At 60.0% G+C, this 22776-nt stretch carries 18 protein-coding genes; all 18 read right to left on the minus strand.

Translation table 11 applies throughout. The features are described from left to right. Positions 1-1398, minus strand: a 1398-nt coding sequence (locus tag HMPREF2935_RS05835; protein ID WP_070732371.1) for a ComEC/Rec2 family competence protein, incomplete at its 3' end; no start/stop codon positions are given. Further along, a complete protein-coding gene (locus HMPREF2935_RS05840) occupies positions 1395-2027 on the minus strand; it encodes a ComEA family DNA-binding protein (RefSeq protein WP_061924062.1) in 633 nt (210 codons plus the stop codon). The genes HMPREF2935_RS05840 and HMPREF2935_RS05835, both read right to left, overlap by 4 nt. A 26-nt stretch (positions 2028-2053) precedes the next feature. Further along, entirely contained in the window at positions 2054-2905 is an 852-nt protein-coding gene (locus HMPREF2935_RS05845; RefSeq protein WP_070732373.1) for a DegV family protein, read from the minus strand. Then, positions 2905-3579 carry a histidine phosphatase family protein gene (locus HMPREF2935_RS05850; protein ID WP_070732375.1) on the minus strand — a complete coding sequence of 225 codons (675 nt, stop codon included), beginning with the start codon at positions 3577-3579 and terminating at the stop codon, positions 2905-2907. The genes HMPREF2935_RS05845 and HMPREF2935_RS05850 overlap by 1 nt, the downstream gene beginning before the upstream one ends. Positions 3580-3582: 3 nt before the next feature. Further along, positions 3583-4053 carry a ribosome silencing factor gene (gene rsfS / locus HMPREF2935_RS05855; RefSeq protein ID WP_061924072.1) on the minus strand — a complete coding sequence of 157 codons (471 nt, stop codon included), beginning with the start codon at positions 4051-4053 and terminating at the stop codon, positions 3583-3585. Positions 4054-4151: 98 nt separating this feature from the next. Then, complete coding sequence (gene nadD, locus HMPREF2935_RS05860) at positions 4152-4769, minus strand: nicotinate-nucleotide adenylyltransferase (RefSeq protein WP_070732377.1); 618 nt, start codon at positions 4767-4769, stop codon at positions 4152-4154. Between the two features lie 81 nt (positions 4770-4850). Continuing rightward, a complete protein-coding gene (locus HMPREF2935_RS05865) occupies positions 4851-6131 on the minus strand; it encodes a glutamate-5-semialdehyde dehydrogenase (RefSeq protein WP_070732381.1) in 1281 nt (426 codons plus the stop codon). After that, on the minus strand, positions 6109-6861 hold the full coding sequence (locus HMPREF2935_RS05870; RefSeq protein WP_062037857.1) for an ABC transporter ATP-binding protein: 753 nt from the start codon (positions 6859-6861) through the stop codon (positions 6109-6111). The genes HMPREF2935_RS05865 and HMPREF2935_RS05870 overlap by 23 nt, the downstream gene beginning before the upstream one ends. Then, positions 6855-7955, minus strand: a complete 1101-nt coding sequence (locus HMPREF2935_RS05875; RefSeq protein ID WP_082787681.1) for a FecCD family ABC transporter permease — start codon at positions 7953-7955, stop codon at positions 6855-6857. The genes HMPREF2935_RS05870 and HMPREF2935_RS05875 overlap by 7 nt, the downstream gene beginning before the upstream one ends. Before the next feature lie 3 nt (positions 7956-7958). Further along, the gene (locus HMPREF2935_RS05880) at positions 7959-9170 is read right to left on the minus strand and encodes an ABC transporter substrate-binding protein (RefSeq protein WP_062037854.1); all 1212 of its coding nucleotides are present in this window, start codon (positions 9168-9170) and stop codon (positions 7959-7961) included. Between the two features lie 247 nt (positions 9171-9417). Beyond that, a complete protein-coding gene (locus HMPREF2935_RS05885) occupies positions 9418-9924 on the minus strand; it encodes a DUF1707 SHOCT-like domain-containing protein (RefSeq protein ID WP_062037851.1) in 507 nt (168 codons plus the stop codon). Between the two features lie 11 nt (positions 9925-9935). Then, a complete protein-coding gene (locus HMPREF2935_RS05890) occupies positions 9936-10841 on the minus strand; it encodes a D-isomer specific 2-hydroxyacid dehydrogenase family protein (protein WP_062037848.1) in 906 nt (301 codons plus the stop codon). Positions 10842-10875: 34 nt separating this feature from the next. Further along, the gene (proB, locus tag HMPREF2935_RS05895) at positions 10876-12096 is read right to left on the minus strand and encodes a glutamate 5-kinase (RefSeq protein ID WP_062037845.1); all 1221 of its coding nucleotides are present in this window, start codon (positions 12094-12096) and stop codon (positions 10876-10878) included. A gap of 14 nt (positions 12097-12110) precedes the next feature. Further along, positions 12111-13634, minus strand: coding sequence for a GTPase ObgE (obgE, locus tag HMPREF2935_RS05900; RefSeq protein WP_061924098.1), 1524 nt, complete (start codon positions 13632-13634; stop codon positions 12111-12113). Positions 13635-13675: 41 nt separating this feature from the next. After that, on the minus strand, positions 13676-14587 hold the full coding sequence (locus HMPREF2935_RS05905) for a class C sortase (RefSeq protein WP_062037842.1): 912 nt from the start codon (positions 14585-14587) through the stop codon (positions 13676-13678). Continuing rightward, positions 14574-20522, minus strand: a complete 5949-nt coding sequence (locus tag HMPREF2935_RS05910) for a DUF5979 domain-containing protein (RefSeq protein WP_070732382.1) — start codon at positions 20520-20522, stop codon at positions 14574-14576. Before HMPREF2935_RS05910 ends, HMPREF2935_RS05905 begins: the two co-directional genes overlap by 14 nt. Positions 20523-20581: 59 nt before the next feature. Continuing rightward, a complete protein-coding gene (locus tag HMPREF2935_RS05915) occupies positions 20582-21922 on the minus strand; it encodes an isopeptide-forming domain-containing fimbrial protein (protein WP_141756024.1) in 1341 nt (446 codons plus the stop codon). A 1-nt stretch (position 21923) separates the two neighbouring features. Continuing rightward, entirely contained in the window at positions 21924-22772 is an 849-nt protein-coding gene (locus tag HMPREF2935_RS05920) for a class C sortase (protein ID WP_061924111.1), read from the minus strand. Between the last annotated feature and the right edge of the window lie 4 nt (positions 22773-22776).

A 22776-nucleotide genomic window follows, 5' to 3' on the forward strand; every position in this document is an offset into this window, starting at 1 on the left:
CGGATCTTGCGTAACAATGATGCTGCGTGTGCCCGGCGGAATGGGCTCGATGTCTTCCTCGGTGGCCACCACATGTATCGGTTCCTGCGGGGTATCAAAGTGCCTCGGCCACAGGAATGCAACCACGCAGGCAAGTGTGAGCAACGGGCGTTTGTAGAGGATGCCCGCCACTATCCAGCCGTAGCCCAGCAACACCAGGAAAGGGCTAGCGTCAACGGTGCTGACCGGCAAGGCCGCGCAGCCGCGGGCGATGGTGTTGATCCACCAAGTAAAAGGCTCGGTTAGGCACAGTACCCCGGCGCCCAACACGGAAAGCGGGCCCAGCTGCGCGAAGAGGGCTGCCAGCAATCCCAGGATGGTCACGGGAGCAGTCGCGGGAGCAACCAGCACGTTTGCAAGTACCGAGACCACCGATACCTTCCCGGACATCAGAGCGATGATCGGCATCGTCACGAGGTCGGCCGCAATTGCCACGGCGAGCGCGCGGACGAAGATATCCGGCCATCCAATCACCGCCAGGTGGCGATAAAGCAGCGGCGAGAGCGCCACGATTCCGGCGGTCGCCGCCACCGACAGCGCAAACCCGAAGTTCTTGGCCAACTCGCTGTCTATAAAAAGCAGCACGATGATAGCCAGGCTGAGCCCATGCATCGGCTCCATGCGCGCGGAGTTTAAAACCGCGAGTAGTCCCACCAGGCCCATCACGGCCGCGCGCTGGACGGAAGGCTCAAACCCCACCAAAGCCACGAAGATGCACAATGCGCTAAGCGACGCCGCGACCCGCAGCCGTGGCCCTTTCACCAACAAGGCGGCAGCGCTGCACACGATGGCCACGTTCGAGCCGGATACCGCGCTCAAATGCGACAACCCGGTGTCGATATAAAGCTGCTTTTCTGCCGCCGTCTGCAAGGTGGTATCCCCCAGCACCATGCCCGGCAGCAGGCCTTGTGAGGAAGGGCCAACGCTTATGCTGACCAGCTCGCGGAAGTTCTCTGCCACGTGCGCGGCCAAAGAATCCGGCGGGGTAAGCGAAGTGATGGTGCCATGGTCCACGGTCACTTGGGCCCCGGCTGGAGCGGGTTCGTCGCTAAACACAGGTACCTGAAAGGGATAGCCAGGCACGCGCAGGCGCAGCAGCCAGCCAAAGCGCACCTCGGTGGGCTCAGTTATGACGGTGCCGGTCAGGACGTCGCCAAGCGGGCCCGCGCGGGAAATGCGCACCTTAGTCACGGCGATGGCCAAGGCGCTAAGGCCCGTGGTGAGCACCGCCTGGCCGCGCTGCCAGAACCACAGGACTAGACAGACTAGCGGCACTAAGGAGCACCACGCGCCGTTAAAGCTTAAGAGCGTGGCCAGCCACACCGCACACGCGGCCGGCAGCAGGCGCAGCTGCCTCATAATTGCACCTGGTCTTTGAGCGCCTCGAACTTTGCAGGCCCAATGCCGCTTATCTCCATCAGCTGCTCAATCGAGGTAAAACCGCCGGATTCCTCACGGAAGCTCAAAATGGACTCCGCCGTGACCTCTCCTACTCCTTTCAACTCCATAAGCTGCTCCTTGGTGGCTGAGTTCAGGCTGAGCAGACCGCCTTCCTGTGGCTCGCCCGGTACTGGGGCGGGTGCGGGCAGGCCGACGACGATTTGCTCGCCGTCGCTAAGCCGTTTGGCCAGGTTGAGGTTGAGGAGGTCCACGCCGGGGCGCGGGTGGGCGTGATCGAGGGCGTCGGCAATGCGGGCGTCCGGCGCCACCGTGACAAGGCCGGGGTTTTCGACCTCCCCCACCACGGAGACCACCAGGGAGCTCGGTGCAGCGGCGCTGCTCGTAGCCTCGGAAGCGGAAACCGCATAAGGATCGTTCCGGCTCGTAATACCCAGCCACGTCAAGACACCCGCAGCAACCAACACCGCGATGGCGCAGGCAAGCCACGGCGGAATACGCACGCGCGGGCGCGGATAGGTGACGTTGAGCAGGTCCTCTTCCCCGGTGGGGCGGGTTAGTTCCCGAAGACGATCGCTAATATGCGGCATGCCCTCGACGCTAAAAGGCGGCGCAGTTAATGCGCTAGAGGCAATTTAAAAACCTGTGGATAACTTGTTGTACGTGTCAACGATTCAGGAGGTTCCTTGCTAAAGACCACCGATACGCCGATGGCGCCTGGGCCGGCATGCACGGCGAGCACCTCGGTGAGTTCTTCGACCATGAAGGAAGAGCCCTTCGGCAGGGCCTTCTCGAGCAGTTCGAGCAGGCGCTCGGCGGACTCCTCGGCGTCGTTGTGCTGCAATGCCACGAAGACGGGCTCGCCATCGGCGCGGGAGGCGATGAGATCGACCAGCTTGGTAAAAGCCTTAGTCTGGGTGCGGGTCTTGCCCACGAGCTCCAGCTTGCCGCTCACGATGGACATGATGGGCTTGGTGGCCAGAAGTGCAGTGGAGAGCATCGCGGTGGTGGTAGAAAGACGGCCGGAGCGGCGCAGTTCCTCCGTGGAGTTGAGGTAAACCCAGGTGCGGCCGCGCTTGATCGTATCCAGCGCCGCCTCGTAGCACTCCTCAAGCGAGGCGCCATCACGTGCCAAGGTCGCCGCAGACATCGCCGCGGCACCAATCACCATGCCCGCCGAGCCGGACTCGACCACCTTGACGGTATCGGGAAACACGCCGGAAGCCGTCACCGCGGCAGACCAGGTGGAAGAAAGTTCCTTGGACAGATGGATGGCCACAATGCCGTCGTCGGTGGAGCGTTCCATTTCGCGACCGTATGCGGCCGCGAGCTCCAGCGCAGTAAGACCCGAGGTAGATTGCTCGCCGTCTGCGTCCATGACGTGCAAATCGATTACTCGAATCTGCAGGTTTTTCACGATGTCTGGCGGCAGCCCCGCGGCGGAATCAGTGACGATGCGGACGGCCACTAGTCACCTGCCCCCATGTTCCAGCCGTCGAAGTACCACTTGGCGCCGTCCACGTTTCCCGCAGTGAACTCGAGGGAGGCCTGCGGATTCGCTGGATCAAAGTCCGGACGGGCGGTCAGCTGGGACCAGTGGGTGTTCTTCAGGCCCGAAAGGATGGAGTACTGCTCGTGGCGCAGGCCCAAAAGGTGGCAGGTCAACGCTGCAATCGCACCGCCGTGCCCCACCACCAACACGGTGCCCTCGGCCCACGGTTCCGGGTCACGCATCAGCTCGTCGATGACGGGACGCGCACGCTTGGCGACGTCCACCCGCGACTCGCCCTCCGGCGGCGCCCAGGTGGGATCGTGACGCCAGATGGCGCGGGCACCGGGGTAATCGCGATCTACTTCCGCCGAGGACATCCCCTGCCACTTGCCCAGGTGCGTCTCGCGCAGGCGGGCGTCGACAGTAGGCTCCAGGCCCAAACGCTCACCAATGACGCCGGCGGTGGCGCGGGCACGGGAAAGATCCGAGCACAAGATCGCGGAAATCCCTTGCTCCGCAAGCAGGCCTGCCGCCTGCTTGGCCTGTGCAAGCCCCAGCTCGGACAGCTCCGTGTCCAGGTGGCCCTGCATGCGGCCAGTGGCGTTATAAGTGGTCTGACCGTGGCGGATCAGAAGCAGGCGGCGCGACAAGGTTTAGTACTCCTCGTCCTCTTCCGGCTCCGGCTGAGCCAGTGGGATCTCGTCGATGGACTCAACCTCGCGCAGGTTAACCTCATCGGACCACTCGCCCGGACGCTCCGGGGTCTCGATACCCTCGATCTCCAGGATCGGGCAATCGTGGTAGAGGCGGTCGAGGCCATAGAACTCGCGCTGATCGTTGCGCTGGACGTGGATGACGATGTGACCGTAATCCAGCAGTACCCAGCGGTTTTCGCGGTTGCCTTCGCGGCGCTTTGGCTCGTGGCCAAGCTTGGTCAGCTCGTCTTCGATTTCCTCCACGATGGAGGCCACCTGGCGCTCGGTCTCGGCGGATGCCAGCACGAAGATCTCGGTGATAGCAAGCACGTCAGAGACGTCGATAGCCACGATGTTCGTGGCCAGCTTCTCGTCAGCAGCGTGCGCCGCGGTTTCAGCCATCTTGCGGGCTACATCAGTAACGGACATGTGCTTTCCTTCAAATATCTTCGAATACTTTTTAGTTCTGCCAGTTTCGCACGTAAGAGGTGCGTTTGGCTATTTCCGTGAATTCTTTTTCCCAAATTCTATAAAGGCTTATCAGGATTAGGCCCATAAAGATTGTTCTTAGCGATGTATTGCACAACCCCGTCCGGCACGAGGTACCACACCGGCTCGCCTTCCCCGGCGCGCTTGCGGCAATCGGTGGAAGAAATGGCCATGGCGGGAATTTCGATGAGTTCGATCCCGGTTTGGGATCCCAGCGGCAGCATATCCTTGCTGAGTTCGTAGCCGGGGCGGGTGACGCCGACGAAGTTGGCCATCTCTAGCATGACCTCCCAATCGCGCCAGCTCATGATCGAAGCCAGGGAATCGGCGCCGGTAATGAAGTAGAGCTCGGCATCGGGGAAAAGCTCGCGCAGGTCACGCAGGGTATCGATGGTGTAGGTGGGGCCCTCGCGGTCGATGTCGACGCGGGAGACAGTAAAGCGCGGATTCGAGGCGGTTGCCACCATCGTCATCAGGTAGCGATGCTCAGCTGCGGTGACGTCGCGCCCCGCCTTCTGCCACGGCTGGCCGGTGGGTACGAAGACCACTTGGTCCAGCTGGAAGCGGTAGGCCACCTCACTGGCCGCCACGAGGTGGCCATTGTGGATGGGGTCGAAGGTGCCGCCCATGATTCCGATGCGCTGTGGACTAGTCATGAGTGGAGATTATACGTGCACCTTCTGCCCATCCGCGGGCGTGGGCGCCTGGGTGAAAAGAGATAGAGATAGAGGCATATTTTAAGGTCGAGTTTGACCGCTGCCCTGCAGAATCCACTTTGTGGAGGTCAGCTCCGGCAGAGCCATCGGGCCGCGGGCATGCAGCTTCTGGGTAGAGATACCGATCTCCGCGCCCATGCCATAAACCTCGCCGTCGGTAAAGGCGGTGGAGGCATTGAGCATGACGGCGGCGGCATCGACCTCGTTGGCGAACTTAAGCAGAACATCGGCGTCCTGAGCGGCGATGCCCTCAGTGTGGCCGGTGGTGTACTCGGCGATATGCGCGATGGCGCCAGCGACGCCGTCAACTACCTTGGCGCAGATGTCGTTGCTCAGGAACTCCTCGCGCCATTCCTCGTCGGTTGCTTCCACGGCATTGGCCACGCCGAATTGCTCGAGCTCAGCGACCTCGCCATGGATGACCACGCCCGCCTCCTGAAGGGAGGTGATGACGCGGAGTTTCGCGGCGTCGGCAAGCGCGGCGTCCAGCAGCACGCACTCGGTGGAGTTACAAACCGAAGGGCGGCGGGTCTTGCCGTTTATAACCATGGCGATGGCCTTGTCGAGGTCGGCGCTGGCATCGATGTAGAAGTGGCAGTTGCCGGTGCCGGTCTCAATGGCGGGGGCGGTAGCGCCCTCCACCCCCGCATTGATGAGGCGAGCAGAACCGCGGGGAATCACGACGTCGACAAGCCCGCGCGCCGTGATGAGATCCTGCACCGAATCGTGGCTCTCGCACGGCAGGAGCTGCACGCCCTCGCGCGGAAGGTCGAAGTGCGCCAGGGTGTCCTGGAGGATCTCCACGAGCTGCTCGTTGGAGTTGCGTGCGGACTTAGATCCGCGCAGCAGCGGAACGTTGCCAGACTTGAGCGCAAGGCCAAAGGCATCCACCGTGACATTCGGGCGGGCCTCATAAACCATGCCCATGACGCCGAGCGGCACGCGCACCTGCTTCATCTGGATGCCGTTGTCCATGGTGTGGCCCCGCAGTACCTCCCCTACTGGGTCCTGCAGGGCGGCGACCTGGCGCAGGCCGCCGGCGATACCTTCGACGCGCGCGGCGTCGAGCGAGAGCCTATCGATTAAAGAATCATTCATCCCGGCCGCGCGGCCAGCGGCGACGTCGCGCTCATTGGCCTCGAGGATCTCAGGGGTGCGGGCCACCAGGTTTTCAGCAGCGCGCACAAGAATCTCATTCTTGCGTGGGGTGGAAAGCTGCGCGAACTGCGGCGCAACATTCTTGGCCTGACGCGCCAGTTTTAGTACTTGGTCTCGTTCTTCATCTCGAGTGAGTTGGCTCATGAGGCTCAAGCTTACCGAAGCTAGCCTCGACAGGACAGACCATGGGCACGCCTTCGTCGTCGATGACTCGAGCGTGGATGCCATAGACCTCACCCAGCAGCTCGGTGTTCAGCACCTCTGCCGGGGTGCCGTGGGCATGCACGCGGCCGCCGTGGAGAACCACCAGCTCGTCGCAATAACGCGCGGCCAGGTTGAGATCGTGGATAGCTACCAACGCCACTGCCCCGCGGGAGACCTCCTTGCGCAAGGTATCCAGCAGGTGCACTTGATGGCGCAGGTCGAGCGCGGAGGTCGGCTCATCCAGCAGCATCAGGTCTGGCTCACGGGCCAGCATCTGCGCCACGGCGACGAGCTGGCGCTGGCCGCCGGAAAGCTGGTGAACGTAGCGGTGCGCGAGGTGCACGATGCCGAGCTTTTCGAGCGCCTCAACCGCGGATTCCAAAGCGTTGGGTGAACCACGCTTAGCGGAGATGACCACCGATTCAAAGGCGGTCAGCGAGGCGCTGGTCAGAAGATCCTGCGGCACGTAGCCCACGTTGGCGCCACCAGTATCGCAGGTGCCCGAAGTTAGCTTCTGAATGCCGGCGATGGCCTTGACCAAGGTGGACTTGCCCGCCGCGTTGGGGCCGATGAGTCCGACGATGGTGCCGGGTTCAGGCTCGGGCAAGTCAACTCCTTTGAGCACCTCCCGCTTGCCAAAGTTCACGCATGCCTGTTCTACTTTCAGCACTTGATCCTCCTCTTGGTGAAGATGAGCAGCACGAAGAAAGGAACACCAACGAGCGCCGTGATGATGCCGATGGGTACGGCAACGCCGGGGATGATGGTGATGGATACCGCGTGTGCTCCCGCCAGCAGCATCGCGCCCGCCGCCATGGAGGCTGGAGCGAAGAAACGCTGATCCTCGCCCACCAATAGGCGCGCCACGTGTGGGCCAACCAAGCCAATGAAGCCGATGATGCCGGCGAAGGCCACGGCGCTAGCGGCCAGCAAGGAGGCCACGACGAGGGTTAGAACGCGCAGTTTTTGCACGTTGATGCCAAGGGCCGCCGCACGCTCGTCGCCAAGGCGCAGCGCCGTGAGCTTCCACGCGTTGAGCATGGTGAAAGGAATGGCAACCAGCAAGGTGGCCGCGATGATCAGGTTGGACACCCAATTCGCACGCTGCAGGGAGCCCATGGTCCAAAAGACAATCTGCTGCAGGGCTTCAGTCGAGGCGCTGTATTGCATCAGCGAAAGCAGTGCCTGGAACAAGAAAACGAGGGCGATACCCAGCAGAATCATTGACTCCGCACTAGCGCCGCGCCACACCGCCGCACCCGCGACGATGGCCACGGCCACAAGAGCCGACAGCCAAGCGACGGCCGCGAGATTGAACTGCGGATTTCCCAGCACGGTCCAGCCCAGCACGATGGAGGCCGCGCCGCCAAAAGCCGCGGCGGCGGAAATACCCAAGGTGAAAGGCTCGGCCAAAGGGTTATCCAGAATGGTCTGCATATGCGCGCCGGATAGCGCCAGTGCGGCGCCGATGAGCACGGCCATAACCGACGCCGGCAGGCGCAGGTTCCACAGGACCGTCCGGGTGGTCTCATCCACCTGGCCCGGTGAGAAAATGCCACGCAGCATCTCCATCGGGGAAAGGTGAATCGGGCCGACCACCGTGGCAATGACGAAGGCTACGAAGGCAGCCAGCACCAGTGCACCGATGATGAGTACCTTGCGGAAGTTATTGCTGCGGTACTCGGCAATTACCTGGTGGGTGTCGGTTTTGGTTTCGGCTTTCTGGTCAGTCTGCAAACTCTCAGAAGAGGTCAAAAGTGCCATTTTTTAGTGCTTGTGTGTGTTCTTGGTAGTGAAGAAAACGCCGCTGTAGTCGATGGGCAGCCACTTGTTGTGGAATTCGGCGAAGTCCTTTTCTGGGTCTAAGTCCTTGAAGGTTTCTGGGTGCATCCACACAGCAAACTGCTCCAAGGCGAAGATGTTAAAAGGCGAATCGTAGAACTGGTGGTAGACAGCGTGGAAGTTGCCTTCCTTTGGGGCCTCAAGCTGCTCGAAGCCCGGGGTCTTTAGCAGGCCTTCGAGGGTCTCCTGCGCCTTTTCTTCCTTGGCCGCGTAACCCATCTCCACGTGCGGCAGGACCTCCGGCTTTTCCGGGTCCTTGGCCCATGCGCCGCCAGTGGCGATGATGTGCTCCGGCTGCTCAGCAAGCACCTTTTCTGCGGTAAGGTCTCCAGACTCTGTGTCCAGCAGGCTATCGCCCAAGTTCTCGCCGCCGGCGGCATTAACCAGGTCACCTAGGTTAGAGTCCTTGACCGTGGAGCAGCAATCCTTCAGGCCCGCCGCGCGCCAGACCAGGGTGCGCGGCTTGTCCCCGGCCTTTTCCGCGCGGGACTTAATGTCATCAACCTTGCTGGTATAGAACTTATTGAACTCTGCGGCCTTGTCCTCGTGACCGAAGAGCTGGCCGAAGACCTCCATGGACTTCGGGGTGTTTTCTAGCGGCTTCTGGCGGAAGTCGGTGAAGACGTACTTCAGGCCGGCCTGGTCCATCTTGTCCAGGAAGCCGGTCTTTTCCGCACCCTCCTTGTGGTCCAGCGTCATGACCACGACGTCTGGCTTTTGCGCGAGCAGGTTTTCCACGGTGACGTCGCCCTTGGCGATGTTGCCGATGGTCGGCAGATCCTTGTACGCCGCATTGGTTTCGGCGAACTTGGACTCGAAGCTCGGAGCCGCCTCATGCAGGTCCTTGCCCAGAGCCACGACGTGCTCGAGCGGATCCTCGCGGTTGAGAATCGAGGTGGCGAAGAGCCCGCGGCCCTCGCCCAGAAGGATACGCTCAGGCTGCTTGTCGAAGGTGACCTCGCGGCCGGCGACGTCAGTGATGGTCACAGCAGTGTCCCCCGCGGCGCCGGTAGAGCCGGTGGACGCGGAGGTGTCTTCGTTGCTGCTGCACGCGCTCAACGCAGTCGCGGATGCGAGCATGGCCAGGGTGGCTGCCGCAATGCGGACGGAGTACTTGGGCACGTTGAAATGGGTCATGAAAGAAAGTCCTTTGCTCACGAACAATAGCCAAGTTAACTTAGGCTTGACTAAATCGAACTAGGATGAGCTTACAATCCGGAACGTGCCCGCGAAAGTGATCCCCCCGGGTTTTATTTAGGTCACTTTAAAGCTGAATAACATCCTCTTAAAGAAACTCACCCCCCAACAGCATGGTTATCCGCGCTGGATGTCACGCGTGGGTATAGCTCAAGCGCGCAGCCACTCCCCCCGCAGACCCCGCGGACTACTGCCCCAGCTCCTTGCGGCGCTCGGCTGCCAGACGTAGGCGCTCGGCCCGGTCTTTGTCATCCTTCTTTTTCAATTCCTCATAAAGTTTTTCGTCGTCGTCGGAGAGCTTGACCGCCTCCCTGACACCCCACGAGGCGATACCTGCAATCGGGAAGACAAGCCAGAAATAGTCCCAGTCGAAGACGAAAAGCCCCAGGAAGAAGAGGATCATCGTCGCTGACCAAATGACGGCATCGATTCGGTGGACTAACCCTCCGCGGCGCTGCAGCCGGTCGAGCTCGGCCTGCGCTTCCGATTCCTTGAACGGGACGACCTCTGCAATTGGATTGTCAGGAAGGTCCTCAAAGAGGGAAGCGATCTCGCCGCGGGTACGCGCAACAGCCGCCTTTCCTGTGCGGTCTTCGAACTCGTTGATGTCGATGAGACCGTTAGCGAAGTGGGTGCTGAGGAGGTCTAGCGCATTGTGGCGTTCCGCGTCTCCCACGCGAATGTCTTTGTTCATGCTTTTACACTTTAATATCCAGCGTTCGGATCCACACGGGTAGGAATTTCCTCGCCAGCCTCAAAGGCTGCGGCCACCTTTGCGGTGTGTGCTCCCAAGTGGCGGCGCACCGAGTTACGGGTATTAGCAATGTGCGGTGTAATGACCACACGTTGGTCCTTCCACAGCGGGTGATCATCCGGGAGCGGCTCCGGATCAGTGACGTCGAGCGCTGCGCCGGCAATCTCGCCAGAGTCCAGCGCTGCCAAAAGATCCTCGGTACTGATGAGTGGGCCACGGCCCACATTGACCACCACCGCATGATTCGGCATTTGGGCAAACACGTCTTTGTTGACCATGTGGTGGGTCTGCGGGGTAAGCGGCGCGATGAGCACAAAGTAGTCGGCCTCAGACCAGACCTTGTCCACCTCGGAGATGGGATAGGTCTCATCCGCGCCTGGAACCGCGTTGCCGGACCGGTTTACGGCGATGATGCGCGGGCCAAAGCCAGAGAGCATCGTGATGAGCCGCTTGCCGATGCCGCCGGCGCCGATGATCGCCACAGTCTTGTCCTCGTGTAGGTAGGACTTGTGATCCTGCACCTCCTCGTAGTTGGAGAAGGTGTCGTTGACATAGCGATGGGCATGCAGCTGCGCAAGCAGCAGCGCGATGGTAGATTCCGCCACGGTGTTATCGAATACGCCAGCGGCGTTGGACCAGATTACGTCGGTCTCCTTCATGACGTCGAGCAGATGGTCTACGCCTGCAGACGGAATCTGCACGAACTTGATGTTCTCCGGCAGTGGCAACGGGAAGTCCGAGCCGTCGCCGTTGTAGATGAGGAAGTCGGCATCGGAAAGCTCCGCGAGCTCATGGCCAGCTCCCCGCAAGGTCTCGATGGATTCTTCCCATTGTTCCGGCAACATGGCGTATTTCATGGTCTTTTCCTGGGGTTTCTCTGGCCTCTAGTGTCTAGATTCGGGAGGCGTAGTTCGACAGGTAGTCGGCGTGGACAACGCTGCGGCGCTGGTATTCCGGCAGCTCCTCCATCTGCTTGCCCAGGATGCCCCGCAGCTCCGCGGAATCAAAACGTACTTCGCCGCGGCCGATGACCTCACCTTCCGGGCCCATGATGTCGATGATTTCCCCACGGGAGAATTCACCGATGGCCTCCGTGATGCCAACCGCCAGGAGCGAATTGCCTCCCTTGGTGACCGCCTGCATGGCGCCAGCGTCCAGGCGCACCGCCCCACCGGTATCGGCGCAGTAGAGCGCCCAGAACTTCCAGGCAGACAACTTGCGCTCCTCGCGGGTGTGGAAGACGGTGCCCACGGAGGCATCGGCAAGAGCAGGGCCAATGTTATCCGTCGACGTCAGCAGCACCGGGATTCCGCCGCGGGTGGCCAGGCGCGCGGCCGAGACCTTCGTGGCCATACCACCGGTGCCGACGTTGCCGGACTCACCGGCCTCGACCCCTTTCAGGTCTTTGCCCGTGCGCACCTCATCGATGAAGCGGGCGTCCGGCTCCGCCGGGTTTTTGTCATAGAGGCCATCGACATCAGAGAACAGGAACAGCGCGTCCGCGCCCATCAGGTTGGCCACCAAGGCGGAGAGCCGGTCATTATCCCCGAAGTGCATCTCCGAGGTCGCCACCGTGTCATTCTCATTGACGATGGGAATGGTGCGCAGCTGGCGCAGCCGGTCGATGGTGCGCTGCGCGTTGCGGGCGCGGTCCCGGTGCCCCGTATCCGAGGCGGTGAGCAGCACCTGGCCCACCGTGCGGTCATAGCGGGCGAAAGACCGGCCCCACTCGTACGCCAGATGCACCTGGCCCACAGACGCCGCGGCCTGCTTGGTGGCCAGATCAGTCGGCCGGCGATTAAGCCCCAGCGGGCCCATGCCAGCGGCCACCGCACCGGAGGAGACCAGGATGACATCGGAGATGCCCATGCGGGCGTGCACCGCGTCCACAATGTGGTCGATGCGCTCCTGGGAGACCAGGAAGTCCTCATCCGTCAGCGACGAAGAACCAATCTTGATGACTACGCGCTTGGCGTGCGCGATGCGCTGGCGCAGCGGCGAATCAAAGCCGGACGCCGTGGGATTTTCATGCAACGGGTCCGGAAAGGGGGTGTCAACCGTGGGCCCGGAATAAGGTTTTTGGGTTAGCGGAAAATCTTGTTGCGAAGACATGGCCGCCCATTGTACTAGCCCTGCCAGCGGTCCCGGTTCGCCTGCTCGCGGGTGACCTTCTCGTCATCGCCAAAGTCATACTCGTCGATGAGGCCACGGCGAGCCTGCGAAGCGCGCTTACGCTCAGCGGCGGAAACACGCTCGGTGCCGCCGAGGCGACCGTCGAAGCCGCGGCCGGCATCCGTGGCACGGCCGCCAGTCATCGGCTCCCACTCGAAGGTGATGCCGCCGATGGTCACCGGACAGCCCTCAACAGCGCCCTGCTTGAACAGCTCATCTTCCACACCGGCCTTGGCCAAGCGGTCAGCGAGGTAGCCGATGGCTTCATCATTTTCGAAGTCGGTTTGCACAATCCAGCGCTCGATCTTGTCGCCCTCCACCACGAAGGCACCGGCAAGCTCGGGATCAGGGCGCACAGTGAAGTCAGCGTGGGAGCCGGACTTACGCTCGCCACGTGGGCGGATGATGGTGTGGTTCTTATCCGCCTTGACCTTCGGCTGTGTGCGACGGTGCTCCTTGACCATCTCAAGCAGCTTGTACTTGAGCGGATCGAGGCCCTTGCGTGCCACCGCAGAAATAATGAAGACGGGCCAACCGTACTTCTCCTCCAGCTCGGGTTTGACGAACTCGGCCAGTTCTTCCGCCTCCCGAATATCCGCCTTGTTCAAGATAATGATGCGTGGGCGCTGCCGCAGATCGCCCAAGCCGGTGTCCTGGTCCAGCAGTTCTTGGTACTTTGCGAGCTCCTCCTCGAGCGCCTCAATATCGGAAAGCGGGTCGCGGCCCGGCTCCAAGGAGGCAACGTCAACGACGTGAGCGAGCACCGCAGTGCGTTCGATGTGGCGCAGGAAGTCCAATCCGAGGCCCTTGCCGTCAGCAGCGCCCGGGATAAGGCCCGGAACGTCGGCCATGGTGAAAGATTCAAAGCCCATGTCCACCACGCCGAGATTCGGCTGCAGGGTGGTAAACGGATAATCACCAATCTTTGGCTTGGCCGCAGAAAGCACGGAAATTAGGGAAGACTTGCCGGCCGATGGGAAACCGACGAGGCCGACATCCGCCATGGATTTAAGCTCCAACACCAGATCACGGGCCTCGCCCGGCTCGCCTTGAAGCGCAAAGCCTGGTGCCTTGCGGGCAGCAGAAGCTAGCGCAGCATTACCAAGGCCGCCAAAGCCGCCTTCAGCGGCTACAAAACGGGTGCCAGGAATCGTGAGATCCGCCAGCATCTCGCCGTCTTCGGAGTAGACCACGGTGCCGGCCGGGACCTCGAGGATGAGATCCTCGCCGCGGGCGCCATTGCGCCAGTCACCAGCACCGTTGTTACCTCGGCCGGACTTCAGGTGCGGACGGTAGTGGAAGTCCATCAAGGTATGCACCTGGGTGGAAACCTCTAGCAGGATGTCTCCTCCGTGGCCGCCATTGCCGCCGTCTGGACCGCCCAGCGGCTTAAACTTTTCACGGTGCACCGAAGAGCATCCGTGGCCTCCGTCGCCGGCCTGCAGGTGAAGAACGACGCGGTCAATAAAACGTGCCATGAAGTTGGTTTCCTCGCACTAACGCTAAGTAGCTGTTTTTCTTACTCTGAGCTGCTCATACTACCATCGGCGGCCGCCTGCTTCCTAGCCTGACGTTCCTCGCGGGCTTGCTTACGTCGGCGGCGACGCCATTCCAGATAGATGATGATAAGCAAAGAGATGGCGATGATGCTAAGCGCGGCAATCATCCACCACGACAGCTTTGGATGCCAGCCCGAATCCTCATCTCCGCCCGCAATGTAGACGCGTTCTGCATGCACGAGCAGACGATCCGTGTTGATGCCGTACGGGGTGCAGGTGATCAGCGTGATCTGATCCTTGTCAGGCTCATAAGTCACCGCATCGTACTTATCAGGTTTGACCACCTCGCGGCCCACGACCTTGTAATGCAGCAACTCGCCCATCACCTCGATGGTGACGATTTCGCCGTCCTTGAGTCGCGGCAAGTTATCAAACATCGACGCGTCCACCATGCCGGTGTGTGCAGAAATAACGGCATTGGTTCCCTTACCTCCCACCGGCAGTGAGGAACCAAACATGTGTCCCGCGCCGTCGTAAAGCACAGCAGGGGCAGTCGTATGCCGCACGGGAAGATCGACGTTAATTGCGGGAATGCGAAGTCGCGCAATCGCGCCCCCGGCCTCTGGGGCATTGAGCGTTTTCATGTAACGCTCAAAGCCCGGTGAAGAAGGATTCGGTGGGAAAGCATGATGACCTTGCTCCGCCAACCAATCGTTGTACTCATGTGCCTGCTGCACGTAGGCCTCTCGCTGGGCAGGCGGGTCGATGCGCTCAATGGCGCGCCGGTAGTTCTCCGCCTGGCGCTGCAGCTGCCAATCGTTGTACTGCGTGGCAACAATCGGATACAGCAGCACCAAGATGCCGAGGATAACCAGCCACAGCGAGCTTTTCTTCTTGCGTGACTGGTTCTTCTTCGTCTTAGTCTTCGCCATCGGTTTCTTCGTCGTTGCGATTACGCAGGTACAAAGCCATACCGATTGCCAGCAGAATGAGGCCGATGAGCAGCGCCCACACCAGGGTCTGGCGGCCGGTATCCGGCAGCAGGAAGCCGAGGCCTTCCTTCAGACGCAGAGCACCGTAGCTATCGTCGTCGGAGACGAGGATGTTATTGCCCAGCGCCGTCACAGTAACCTTGCCGCGGTAGTAGAAGTTATCCTCCGTCGACTCCGTGATCTTCACGTCGAAGCTGCAGGTGGTGGATGCCCCTTCAGCGAGATCGCCTGGGGCACAAACCTCAGTGGGAATCGCACCACCTTCCGGCACCACGTACTCGGATCCATCAGCGGCTACCACAGTGCGGCCAGCCAACTCCGGCTCGGTGAGCTTGAGGTCAGTCAGCGGCAAGGCGCCGTTGTTTTCTACCGTGTAGTTGAAACGCATGGTGGTCGCGTCGTCGGGAAGCACCGCGGTATCGGCCACCGTTCCGCTGACCGCACTGATAGGTGCGCCATCAATCTTCTTGGTGATGTTGACCCCAGGGAAGGTATTGATACCGGTCAGTTCCCACTTGCTGCCCGAAGTGGACATATCGCTGGCCTTCGCTACCGGCAGGACATCGAAGGACCACTGGCCAGAAGTCACCGTGTGGGTAGTCGGATCGATGGAGTTATTCGCCTTCACATTACCCAGGCGCGGTCCGGTCTCACCCACGGAGACAACCGGAGACGCAGAATCTTGATTCATGACCTCGCCGATGGTGCAGTTCTGATCAACTTCGATGTCACTCAACGTATGCGACTGGCCAGACTTCAAAGTGAATGTCTCACCACAGCTCGAGGAGAACTCGAAGGTCCGCCCCTCTCCTGCCGCGCCAACAGATTGCTTAGTGAAGGTGACCTCAACGCTATCGCGCGGATGCATCGCCTCACCGGCGATGGTCAACACCGGAGCACCCGTCTCAGAGCGCAGCGCGCTATCCAGCCTAAAATCGTAGGTGTATTTCTTCAAGTCACTGGTGACTTTGTCGAGTGGAATATCTGCAGGCTTTACATCCGGGTTATCGGCTGCGGCGCCCTCCTTCGTCCACGTCGCGAAAGTCATGTACGGAGAACGCGTGCCCGCGGTCACTTCTAACTGCACGCGCTCGCGCAGGGCCGAGGAACCACTTGCATCCAAGGTGCAGTCATAGCCCACCGGCAGGTTTACAACCTTGCCACCCGAAGGTGCACTGGCGTCAGCCACCGTCGCACTCGAGTTAGCTCTATTGACGTCGAAGCTCAACGTTTGGCTATCAAAGCCCGGAGCAGTACAGCTGACCTTATAGTCATAGCTATTGTTGCTCAGACCACCGAGGTAGCCATCCTGCAGCGCCGCGAAGGACACGGGGACGGTGCGGCGCGTGTAGGTGTTGGTGAAGTCATAGGAAACCGCCGGTTGGCCCTCTTCACCGACGCGCTTGTCGACCTCACGTGGGTCCTGCTTCCACTCCAAAGCTTCTGGTGTGGCAGAAGGAGCGAGCTCCGTGAAGGTACACCACGCACCGGAAGGAACCTCAACCTCGTCCGAGGTGAAGGTCAACGTGCCATCCGGGAAGGCAGTGGTATCGCCCGCATTCAAACTGGTAGGCAGCCCCACGTTAGAGATGGAATAGCCCACGCCCTGGCACTGGTAGTCGAAGCGGAACTCTGGGTTGGCCTCGCGCAGCACCTGAAGGTCGTCCGCATTGGCGACGATCTTCTTACTCATCTTGATGGGCGACTTCACGAATTCATAGAAGTTGACCAGTTCGACCTTGTTGCCCAGGCCTCCATCGGAGATGTCGTCCTCAATCATGAACTTCTGCGAGGTGGTCTCACCATCTGCGAGATCGGTATCCGTGTAGGTCATGCCCTCGTCGCGCTGCAGACGCCACTGCACCTTGCTTGGACGCATGTGCGTTTCCAGTTCCATGCCGTCCGGCGCGGTCTGGGTCAAGTTGAGCTGACCAAACTTGTCACCGGTCAGTTCGCATTCCGCGCCGACCGGGATATCAGCAAAACTGGTAGAGCCAGGTCCCTGAATGGTGCTGTTGACCGGGAAGGTTCCAAGGTTGCCCGAACCATCGATAGGCCCTTCTGGGTCACGACAGACCAATGCAAAGTTGTGGGTATAGAACTGGTCTTTCCAGTTTGAGCCATAAGCTGCCTGGACGTCGACTGGCGTGTTAGCAACCTTGTCCAGGTTCACCTCTGCCAGCTGACGGGTATAGGTATTGACCAACTTCACGTCTTGGTTGCCTCTGACGTCGAAGTTCAGGGAGCGATCGCCTGTAGCGTCCCCGACTTTTACTTCCTGGGTGAAAGTGATGCCCTCGGCAGCAGTGGTCTCACCTTCTGCCGCAACGCACTCGGAACCGTCCGGAATGTTATCAAAGCTCAAGGACTGGCTAGCCGCATCATCAGATTGCGGGGAGCTGACCTTACCGGAGACAGTGATGACGCTGCCGCCACCGGGTGGCGTGCACTTCATCGTGAAATCGAATTGACGGTTGTACTTGACGTCCTTGCGGGCCTGGGAGAAGTAAGCCTCATTGGCAAAGTCGACCTGCTTGGTCACAGCCACGGTGACATCTTGGTAGTCGTAGGTGTGGGTTACCTGTGCAATGGTGGAATCGCCGACGATGAACTCACCAGAAACGATGCGAGCTTCGTCGTTGAAGGTCTGAGACTCGCCATCGACTGAAATGTTGGAATCACGGTCGATGGCGTAGCCATTGCGTTTGCCGTCTTCACGGTTGCTGTCGGATTCGACCAATTGGCACGTGCTTCCCGACGTCACGACGGTGGCTGGCACGGTCTCCTTCGGGTTATCGGGCCCCAGGGTGATAGTGGCGTACTGGCCTAGGTCCAAGGGGCTGCCGTCGTCGGCGGTACAGGTCAATTCGTAGTCGACGTCGCGGAAGAACTCGTCGACGCCTGCCTCAGACTGGGTAATGGTGATGCCCTTACCGGCGGGTTCGAAGGTATTGGTCAGGCTAACGGACTCAGAGTCAGAATCGACTGTAAAAGTCTGCTCCTTGGCGTCGGTTGACCACAGAACGCCGTTGCCAGTCGAAGGAGTGGTTTCAGAGAACGTACATTCATTGCCATAGGGCACGCCCATCGCACCGTCGCGGTCATTAACCAGCCCCGCAATCGTGGGATCGGAGACCTCGGCGACGAGACGTTCGGTCTGCCCATCGGCTAAACGGACAGTACCAGTGAGGTCGACAGGAACATAGTTATCGCTCGTCGTCTCTACCGTGCGGGTACCACAGCGGAAGGAAAGCTCGTAGTCAGCAGGCAGGTTAGCGCCGTTGACGGAATTGTTAACGAGCTTGGTCAAATCGACCGTGCCCGTTTTATTGAGGTAGTGGTTCGACACAGAAACGCGGTTCTGGTTGGTATCCGTGGATTTGTTCACGGTCAAAACCGGGGTGGTCTTTGCTTCCTCATTGTTGAGGGTGGTCACCACGTCAGAAGAATCGGACGCGGAGACCGTGGTGCGGTCAAGCGTGACGTTCTGCTGCGAGGGGCTACCGGATTCGTAGACGTAGCAGTCTGCACCGACGCGCACGCCCTCGATCTTGACCGGATTGGCGGTGTCAGTGGTGATGTTCATGTCGCCTTCGAGGTTGTAGGCGGCATCGTTTGGGTCGGTGCAGCGATAGTGCACCGGGAAGGTGGTACCCGCGTCCAACAAGCTGCTGCCTGGTCCACGCAACTGCTTGATCACGCGGACGTCGCGGGTCTTGTAAGAGTAGTGCGCCTCGATACGAATATCGGACACAGTCGGGGTTCCACCTTGCGGATAATCCTTCAGGCGGATGGTGTAGGTGCCATCGGAGTTGGCTTGAATTTGCTGGCCATCAACCCAGACATCGCGGCCGTCGAAGCTAATGCGCTCGGCCTCGGAATCGGAAAGGCCAGACAGTGGCTTGAGCACGCAATCGCGCTCGACTGGGACATTGTTAAAGCTCGTATCGCCGGCGATTTCATCCCCAGTGCCCGTGGCCTGGATCGTGGATTGCTGACTGTAATTGGTGGTCAAACAACGTAGCGAGAAAGAATAATCGCGCGGGCTGCCGAGCTCGTTGACAGGTTCGCCGGTGATGGTCTTTGAGATGTTGACGGTGCCGGGACGGTAGTCATAGTTGTTGTTTGCCTCGATGTCGTTCGAGTGATCGGCGGCGTTGACACCGGATTTCAGGGTGACAGTACCAACGGGCACGGCGTCGGTGTTCTGGGAGGTGCCGTTGCCCTTCCAGGTCAGGGTCAGTTCCTTACCTGGACGGGCAGGCGGAGCACCATCAGCAAACTTCTCCGTCAAGGTACAAGTCGCGCCGGCTGGCAGACCTTCAACGGTGTAATCATCACCAGCGGCGAGATCACGGGAATCCTCCAGCTTCATCGTGGGGTAAGCATCGGAGTAGCCGGTCGGGGCGGCGCAGCGGTAGCCCAAGTTGAACTTGCGCGACTGCACCTCGTCGAAGCCGGCCGCGGTACCGGTGACCGTCTTGCGTAGGGTCAGCGCGGAGAATTGGTACTTTGACGTCCACGTGACAGTACAGGACATGGGAACCGAGTACTTGTTTTGATAGACCACCTCGGAGGTACCTGCCGCGGCATCGTTGTTGAGCCGGAATCCCGGAGGCACGGAGCCTTCCTTGATGGTGTAATCCGTGGTACCGAGGGTGCAACGCCACGTCGGCGTATAGCGGGCCAGCGCCTTGCTCTTTTCCGTGCCGGTGGCAGCAGACTTGAACACCATGGAATCGGCGGCAACGTTGCCGTTCACATCGGGGGACATGCGGCGCAGCGCCTGGGTGTAGGTGTTCGCGCCTTGCCACGGAACCTTGGTGTCGGTGCTGCCATAGCGGGTGGCCATGGAGAAATCGAACTTGGTCTCTTGACCCGTGATGGTCTTTTCCATCATGGTATCCGGCTGGACGACGTCACCGGTCATGCGGCCCATGTTGAGGGCTAGTGCAACGCCTTGGAAGTTGTTGCGAGTAAAGAAGCCGACGTCGAGGCTCGTCAGGCCATCGCCGCCCACAATGTAGGAGCCGGCCTTGCCGGTGTTGATGGAGAATTCCTTGCACACGAAGTCTTTCGGCGTGTTATCGCCGCGACCGTAGTAATCCTCGATGCCGGGGCCGAAGACGTTGCTGGAATTGTTATTGGCATCGCACGCGGAGCGATAACCGCCCGGAGTGAAACGCTTGTACGGAAAAATGGTCTGCCCCGTCTCGGGGGCATCGATGGTCAAGTTTTCCGTAAATAATGACCAACCACGAGTGTCCTGTGCATCAACAATTGAGGTGCGGTAATTGCTCACGTATTGGCCGGTGAACTTATCCTTGACCTTGATGTTGCGAAAGCGCAGGGTGGCCTGCTGCGATGCGGCCGTAATTCCGGTGCCTATACCCCACACCACGCTCGGCTGGATGGCCTCCTGACCAGAACGCGGGACAAAGTAGTCGGTGTCGTTTACATTGCGGCCAAAGACGCCGTCACCCACCGGACCAGAATAAGTCTGCACCTTGGAAGGATCAGTGTTCGTGTCGTAGCCGCGGTCGTCTTTTGTCTCGTACATGACGTCGAAAGTCAGCTCGTAGCGGCCGAGATCCTTCTTCACGGGCTTCGGGTAGGTGGTGACCGAGTTATTGAGATCCGACATGTCGATCCAGCACAGCTGGTCCGCATAGTTGGCGGCCTCACCGGTGCCACTGCGGAAACCGCACTGCTTGTACGTCGCCTCGTTCGTGGCCCAGCCCTTGCTGGTCTGTGCCTCGGCTTCGGGCGTCACCAAGTTATTCAGCGGCGAAGAGGGCGCGACGACTAGCATTAGCGTCACGAACGCCACCAATAATGCGGCGAAAAGGCGCCGAGTCTTGGTGTTAACCGTCATAAATGCTCCTGCGGAAAAGATTGTGTGTGAGGAATGAAATAGGTTGGCCGGGCGTACCCTCATACGCGACCATCTCCTTCATTGTCATCGTCATCCTCGTCGCGCCTGCGAACGAGAATAAAGCCCAGCACCAATGCGGTAATCGCAGCGAGCACGATGCCGATCACGCTGGCGCCGGTGCTTGCGAGGTTGTCGGCAATCTTGCCGGCAATACGCTTTGCTTGCTCGCCGACGCCGTTGCCCTTGCTGTCATTGCCAGCATCGTCGACTACCCCGCTGCTCGGAGAATCGGGATGCCTATGAGTCTCGGAACCCGTCTGGGTTTGTCCATCGCTATCGTCATCGTCGTCATCGATCGGATGATTTTTGCCTGCAACGACGACTTTCGCTGGAGTGGACTGGATAGTGGCAGGCTGATCGCCACGGCACTGTTCAGCTGCAGCAAGAACAACGCGCTCAGTTACTTGACGGCCGTTAGCATCGGAATACGCCAAGGTCGAAACACTGGGACTTAGGTTTGGTAGGCAGTAGCCGTCGGGGCTAAAGCGCGCAATGTTGGTGATGACATCGCCAACAGTTGCAGAAGAGCGCACTTCTGCTTCCAAGTGAATTTCCACACGGGTCTCCGGATTGCCGAGCCGTGCCTTCGCCAGAATGTCTAGACCAGACTGTTCCATCACGATCTCAACTGAGTTACCGTCAAGGGTTGTGCGAAAATCACGCCCGTCCTCCAAAGTTCGCGAGCCATTGAGGTTGCTCACGGTAATGGACTTTAGACGCCGAAACGCAAGACGCGGATCCAGCTCATCGAGCACGACAAACTGGTGGAGCTTTCCTTGGGCGTCGCAAGGCGGCAGCGACGTCCTGATGCGATAGTCCAACACAGCTCCAACCTCGACTGATCGAGCGTCCACTGTTTTATCGACAATCACCGGCTGCGCTTTGGCACTGATTTCAGCCTGCACGTCATTCTTTACGGGGACGAGGAAAGGGCTTGCCACATCCTCGTAGGAATTGTCGGTGCGTCGGGGCCGCTCGGTTACCTGGTACACGCCCTCTGATAAGCCTGTAAACGTTGCAGTACCGGTCTCATCAGTAGTTGCAACAATTTCAGGCCCGAGCTCCATGCCAGGCTTCGAAGTCAACAAGGCAGGATTATCCTGAACCATCTGCCCGAGTTCTTCTGGGCTGGCCAAGGGCAGCCCAAGAAGCTGACGGACGACGAAGATAGCACCAACGTTGGAGTTGATGCCTTTGGGGTCAGCACTCTTGTGAACTGCCAAACTACCAGTGCTTGCCGAATGCGCTGGCGCCGGCGAGACAGCGACGAGCAAGGCGCACGCAAAGAACAGGCCAACGGCCAAGCGCATCAATGCCTCACATCGCCCTCTGGTAGTCACGTTAGGATTCCTCTAATTCTTTTTCTTTTTTCTTCCGTTTGCGCCCTGCCAGGAACCACCACAGCAGGTAAAGCAGAACGAACAACACGATGATGATCGCTGCAATCATCCACGGCTGCCATAGCGAGTGATAGCTCTGGTCAAGCTCAGCGGGTAGCTCGGTACGCTCACCGCGAACCAGAAGGCGGTGACTGTTGATGCCGTATGGAGTACACGTCACCAAGGTCAATAAATCGCGGCCTTCTTCGGCACGTAAGGCCTCCACTTGATCGGGAAGAACCGTCTCAATCTGGTCCACCTTGTAGGCCATGGTCTTGCCCATGACCTCAACCGTGAAAACATCTCCCACTTTGATGTGGGTGAGGTTGTCGAACATGGTCAGCGTGGCGAGACCTGTATGGCCCGTGAGGACCGCATGGTTTCCTTCCCCACCAACGGGAAGCGCCGTGCCGTAGAGGTGGCCCACGCCGTGTGCGAGAACATCAGTCGACGTGCCGTGATAGACGGGCAAGTCAATGCCAACGGAAGGAACTCGCACGCGTGCCATCGGGCCGACTTGGCGCAGCACTTGCAGATAGTGCTGATAGTCAGGCGACTTGGTATCTACACCGTTTACCCAAGGATCCGGCGCACCGACTTCCGGCAGATGCGCGTTGTAGTCTTGCGCCTCAGCGAAAGCCTGTTCGCGCTTTTCCGGCGTGAGGTCAAAGACGCTGCGGCTGTATTCCTCCGCAATCCGGTGCTGTTCCCAGTTCTTGTACTGGGTGAGCACCACCGGAAGGAGGAAGACCAAAATAGCCAGGATGAGGTAAATGACCCCTCGCGGATTACGCCTGCGCTTTCCCTTCACATGG

It is taken from the genome of Corynebacterium sp. HMSC076D02 (genome assembly GCF_001813815.1).
Classification (GTDB): domain Bacteria; phylum Actinomycetota; class Actinomycetes; order Mycobacteriales; family Mycobacteriaceae; genus Corynebacterium; species Corynebacterium simulans.

Excerpts from the sequence above, each read along its gene's own strand:
- HMPREF2935_RS05840 (WP_061924062.1), bottom strand. The coding sequence starts at position 2,027 with ATGCCGCATATTAGCGATCGTCTTCGGGAACTAACCCGCCCCACCGGG.
- rsfS (WP_061924072.1), bottom strand. The coding sequence starts at position 4,053 with ATGTCCGTTACTGATGTAGCCCGCAAGATGGCTGAAACCGCGGCGCAC.
- nadD (WP_070732377.1), bottom strand. The coding sequence starts at position 4,769 with ATGACTAGTCCACAGCGCATCGGAATCATGGGCGGCACCTTCGACCCC.
- HMPREF2935_RS05865 (WP_070732381.1), bottom strand. The coding sequence starts at position 6,131 with ATGAGCCAACTCACTCGAGATGAAGAACGAGACCAAGTACTAAAACTG.
- HMPREF2935_RS05875 (WP_082787681.1), bottom strand. The coding sequence starts at position 7,955 with ATGGCACTTTTGACCTCTTCTGAGAGTTTGCAGACTGACCAGAAAGCC.
- HMPREF2935_RS05880 (WP_062037854.1), bottom strand. The coding sequence starts at position 9,170 with ATGACCCATTTCAACGTGCCCAAGTACTCCGTCCGCATTGCGGCAGCC.
- HMPREF2935_RS05885 (WP_062037851.1), bottom strand. The coding sequence starts at position 9,924 with ATGAACAAAGACATTCGCGTGGGAGACGCGGAACGCCACAATGCGCTA.
- HMPREF2935_RS05890 (WP_062037848.1), bottom strand. The coding sequence starts at position 10,841 with ATGAAATACGCCATGTTGCCGGAACAATGGGAAGAATCCATCGAGACC.
- proB (WP_062037845.1), bottom strand. The coding sequence starts at position 12,096 with ATGTCTTCGCAACAAGATTTTCCGCTAACCCAAAAACCTTATTCCGGG.
- obgE (WP_061924098.1), bottom strand. The coding sequence starts at position 13,634 with ATGGCACGTTTTATTGACCGCGTCGTTCTTCACCTGCAGGCCGGCGAC.
- HMPREF2935_RS05905 (WP_062037842.1), bottom strand. The coding sequence starts at position 14,587 with ATGGCGAAGACTAAGACGAAGAAGAACCAGTCACGCAAGAAGAAAAGC.
- HMPREF2935_RS05910 (WP_070732382.1), bottom strand. The coding sequence starts at position 20,522 with ATGACGGTTAACACCAAGACTCGGCGCCTTTTCGCCGCATTATTGGTG.